4 protein-coding genes and 1 pseudogene are annotated in these 4,198 nt (G+C 63.9%); 1 reads left to right on the top strand and 4 read right to left on the bottom strand.

Translation table 11 applies throughout. The features are described 5' to 3' along the window. A pseudogene (locus EOA38_RS29510) lies at nt 1-1,276 on the top strand (kinesin); the annotation flags it as partial. Between the two features lie 57 nt (nt 1,277-1,333). Here EOA38_RS29510 and EOA38_RS29505 read toward each other — a convergent pair. The 4 genes from EOA38_RS29505 to EOA38_RS29490 all read right to left on the bottom strand — a co-directional run. Continuing rightward, a complete protein-coding gene (locus tag EOA38_RS29505) occupies nt 1,334-1,657 on the bottom strand; it encodes a hypothetical protein (protein WP_127300890.1) in 324 nt (107 codons plus the stop codon). Between the two features lie 41 nt (nt 1,658-1,698). Then, nucleotides 1,699-2,289 (bottom strand): ABC-type transport auxiliary lipoprotein family protein, encoded by a 591-nt coding sequence (locus EOA38_RS29500; RefSeq protein WP_127300891.1) that lies wholly within the window; start codon nt 2,287-2,289, stop codon nt 1,699-1,701. A gap of 88 nt (nt 2,290-2,377) precedes the next feature. Further along, nucleotides 2,378-3,751, bottom strand: a complete 1,374-nt coding sequence (locus tag EOA38_RS29495; RefSeq protein WP_127300889.1) for an MlaD family protein — start codon at nt 3,749-3,751, stop codon at nt 2,378-2,380. Between the two features lie 14 nt (nt 3,752-3,765). After that, nucleotides 3,766-4,198: ATP-binding cassette domain-containing protein (locus tag EOA38_RS29490; protein WP_127300888.1), on the bottom strand; the 433-nt coding region annotated here is incomplete at its 5' end.

The following is a 4,198-nucleotide window of genomic DNA, read 5'->3' as shown; positions in this document are numbered from 1 at the left end:
CGCCACGACCACGGAAAAGGCGGCCCAGACCTTCGCCAGTTCGGCGCGCCTCGTCGATTCCAACACGACACGGCTCACCGATCTGTCGTCGGCGACGTTGCGCGAGGTTGCCTCGATCGCGACCAAGTTCGACGAGCACAGCCGCCTGCTGTCGAGCGCCTCGGCTCTGCTGAGCTCCGCGCAGAGCAATCTCGAGCACACGCTGGAGCGGCAGTCCTCGCTGGAAGACCTCGCGGTCGGCCTGGTCAAGAAGTCGGAAGACCTCGAGAAAGTGATGCGCTCGTTCGAAAGCCTTGTGGGCAAGACGATGCAGAATGCCGAGGGCCGGACGATGGAATCGGCGGAGAAGATCCGCACGGCCATCGCCGAGGTCGTCGATTCGGCGACGCGGCGCTTTGCCGATGCCACCGAGGAGATGCGGCGCACCGCGGGCTCGATCAAGAGCGAGCTGGACCTCACCCGCGCCGAGCTCAAGAAGGGCGTGATCGAGATGCCGGAGGAGGCCAAGGAATCGACCTCGGCCATTCGCCGTGCCGTCTCCGAGCAGATCAACGCGCTCAAGGAACTGTCTGACATCGTTGCGAAATCCGGCCGCAGCGGCAGCAGCGAGACCGGCGAGCCCCGCGGCCTGCGCCCTGCACCGCAGGCGCCGGACCGTCCCGCCGAACAGCCGCTGCGCCGTCCGCCGGCGCCGCAGCCTCAGCCGCAACCGGAGCGTCGCTCGCCGCAGGCACCGCTCGCCGAGACGACGCTGCGCGGTACGCTCGATCTCGAGCGTCCTGCGGAGGCGCCGCGGCGCGACCCGAATGGCCGCACACAGCAGGGCGGCTGGGTGCGCGATCTTCTGACCAACGCTTCGCGCGAAGAAACCCTGAAGCCGGCCGCCCCGGCGGAAACGCCGCGCGCGGCCCCTGCCCAGCGTTCGCCGCTGCATGTCATGGAGTCGCTCAATTCGCTGTCCGTCGACATCGCGCGCGCCATCGACCATGACGCCTCGATCGAATTGTGGAACCGCTATCGCCGCGGCGAGCGCGACGTCTTCACGCGCCGGCTCTACACGCTGAAAGGCCAGCAGACCTTTGACGAGATCCGCCGCAAGTATCAGGCCGAGGCCGAGTTCCGCGCCGCTGTCGACCGCTACTGCGACGACTTCGAGAAGCTGCTCAAGGATGTCTCGCGCAACGACCGCGACAACATCATGGCGCAGACCTATCTGACGTCGGACACCGGCAAGGTCTACACCATGCTCGCCCACGCCAGCGGCCGCCTGCACTGAGCCGGCGGATCGAGGATACAAAAAAGGCGGGCCAAAGCCCGCCTTTTTTGATCTGACTTACGTTGAGAACCCGCCGTCGGGATCCAAATCACGAATTGAATTGGCGATGGGCAATCCGAGACTTCGCTGATCGAGCCATAGCACTTGTCGCCCGTTGCGTTCGCGTTCTGACAAAAGATCAGCATGGGCCATTTGCATTGCGAGCAATAGCGCCTGCACCTCATCGATCCCGTACGCTTTTCGGGAGCGCGAACCTTCGGGCCAGGCTATTTCGTACCGACAATGGAAATCTCGCCCCTGCTCCGCTTCGGGCAAAAAGAAGCGGCAGGTCACCTCCGTACCATCGACCGAAAACGTCCTTTGGACAAAACTGTCGGCCATTATGGCTCCACAACGGTGGTTTCGTTAGTGTTGGGTTTCGCTCAGATCACCGAGTCCGTCCAGCGGACGATGTCCTTCGCCGCCTGGCCGAAGGCGTTGTCCAGCGCGCCGACATAGGCGGCGTTGCCGCCGCCGGAAACCGGCGCGGTCGCCGTGAAGCTCTTGGAGGCACGCACCTCGCCATTGCGGTCGTTGAGGATGCGCACGAACAGGTCGACATCGGCATGTTCGCCGCCGTTGACGCGGACTTCGAAGGAGCGGACCTCGACGATGATCTGATAGTCGATCGCCAGCCCCTCGCCCGGCTTGCCGACGCCGGCAAAGCTGCCGGAACGCTGGAAGGTCTCGGCGAGCCTGGCCTGCACGATCAGCGGCAGGCGATCCGCCCATTGCGCGCCCTTGAGGAACTGGATCGACTGGTCGGACGGCCTGATGACGATGTTCTGACTATCCAGCGCCTTCAGCGCAGAAGGCTGGGCGATCAGGATCTGGCGGCGGCTATGGCCGTGCATGTCGACCGCCGGAGCAGAAAGCTCGAACGTATCGAGCGGCGCCGGCTTGCCTCCCAGCGCCGCGCATCCGGCAAGCGCAAGCGCGAGCGCCGCGGCGGCAACCGACTTCAACCCTCTCACCGACTTCACGCGCGATCCCCGTTGTCCCCGGATCTGACGATCAACTTACAGCTGCAATCCATGTTCTTGGCGTTCGCGGCAGCCGAAGTCAACGCCGTGCCCTGCCGTCAAACTGACGAACCTCACCCTCGCCGCCCGTCAGAATGCGCTGCGGGTTGCGGCTGAGGTCAGTTACCGCTTCCTCGATGCGGTTGATCGAGCGCCGGCTGTCCTGAACCAGCGCCTCGACATTCTGCAGCCCCTGGCCGGAGAAGCGCGCCAGATTGTCGGTGATGGTGCCAAGCCGCGCATTCAGCGTATCGGCGACCTGCTTGAAGGATTTCAGCGTCGCCCTGGCGTCGGCCATCACGCCGTTGGCCTCGCCGGATCCGAGAAGCTTGTCGACCTTGGCGAGGATGCCGTCGACGCGCACCGAGGCGTCGTTGAGGCGCTGCGAAAGCTGGCGTGCGTTCTTGATGGTATCGTTGATATCGTCGGAGCGGTTGGCGATCTTGTCGGTGACCTTGGCGATGTCGGCGGCCGCCCTGTTGGCGCTGTCGCTGGCCTTCTGGATGTTGGCGAGCGCCGTGCGGACATCCGCGGGATCGATCCCATCGAGCACGTTGTCGACTTTGGCGAGCGTGCCTTGCGTCTGCTTGGCGAAGTCGTTGATCGAGCCGACCGCCGTGTTGACGTTGTCGATGGTCGTGTCGAACTGCTTCGAGGTTTCCTTCAGGTTCGCCGTGACCGTGTCGACATTGGCGACGATGCTCTTGATCCTGTCCTTGTCGACGGAGTTGAGCAGTCCTTCCGCGGCCTTCAACGTGCTGTCGAGCCTGCCTGACACGTTCTGCAATTGATCTGAGAGCGAGCTCACGGCAGACAGGAACTTGTCGATGCCGTCCGAATTCTTGGCCAGCGCGTCGGAGAAGGTCTCGACATTCTTGACGGTCTGCGTCAGCGGGCCGCGAACGTCCTTGGTGAAGCCCTCGAGATCTGAAAGCACCTTGTCGGCACGAGAGAAGATGTTCTGCGCCGTCTGCAACAGGTTGGTCACGGCCGAAGGATTGGCGACGATCTCGGGGACCCTGCCCTCCTTCTCCGCCTCGTCGAGCAGCTTGGCTTCCTTGGGGTCCGCGCCCCTGAGCTCGATATTGGCCTGACCGGTGAGGCCCGCGAGCCCGATATCGGCCTGCGTCGACTTGGTGATCGGCGTCATGCGGTCGATCTCGGTGTCGGCGATGGCGACGGTCGGATTGTCGACGTCGATATAGACACGCTTGACGTCGCCCACCTTGACGCCGTTGAAGAGCACGAAGCTGCCGCGGCCGAGGCCCGAAGCCGAGCCAGGAATGCGCACGCGCAGAAGCGTCGTCTCGCCCCTTTCGCCGATCGCAGCGGTCCAATAGACGAAGGCGAAGGCCGCGAGGATCGCAGCCAGTGTGAAGATGCCGACAATAACGTAGTTGGCTCTGGTTTCCATTGCCCCACTTATGGCTAAGCACGCGCCGCAAGATCAAGTTGCCGGGCGCGTTTTCCGCGGAAATAGGATTTGACCCACGGCTCCTCGCTTTTCAGCATGTCGTCGATGGTGCCTTCGACCAGCACCCTCTTCTTGCCGAGCACCGCCACGTGGTCGCAGGCGGTGAACAGCGTGTCGAGGTCGTGCGTGACCATATAGACCGTCAGATCCATCGTATCGCGCAGCTTGACCACCAGCTCGTCGAACTCGGCCGCGCTGATCGGATCGAGGCCCGAAGTCGGTTCGTCGAGAAAGACGATGTCTGGGTCGAGCGCCAGCGCGCGTGCGAGCGCCGCGCGCTTGATCATGCCGCCCGAAAGCTCGGAGGGGAATTTCTGCGCCGCATCGGGCGGCAGCCCGACCAGTTCGGCCTTGAGCATGGCAAGCTCGTCCAGCAGCTTCTTCGGC

Origin of the sequence: Mesorhizobium sp. M1E.F.Ca.ET.041.01.1.1 (assembly GCF_003997355.1) — a bacterium.
GTDB lineage: Bacteria > Pseudomonadota > Alphaproteobacteria > Rhizobiales > Rhizobiaceae > Mesorhizobium.
This window is presented reverse-complemented; position numbering and strand designations above follow the sequence as displayed.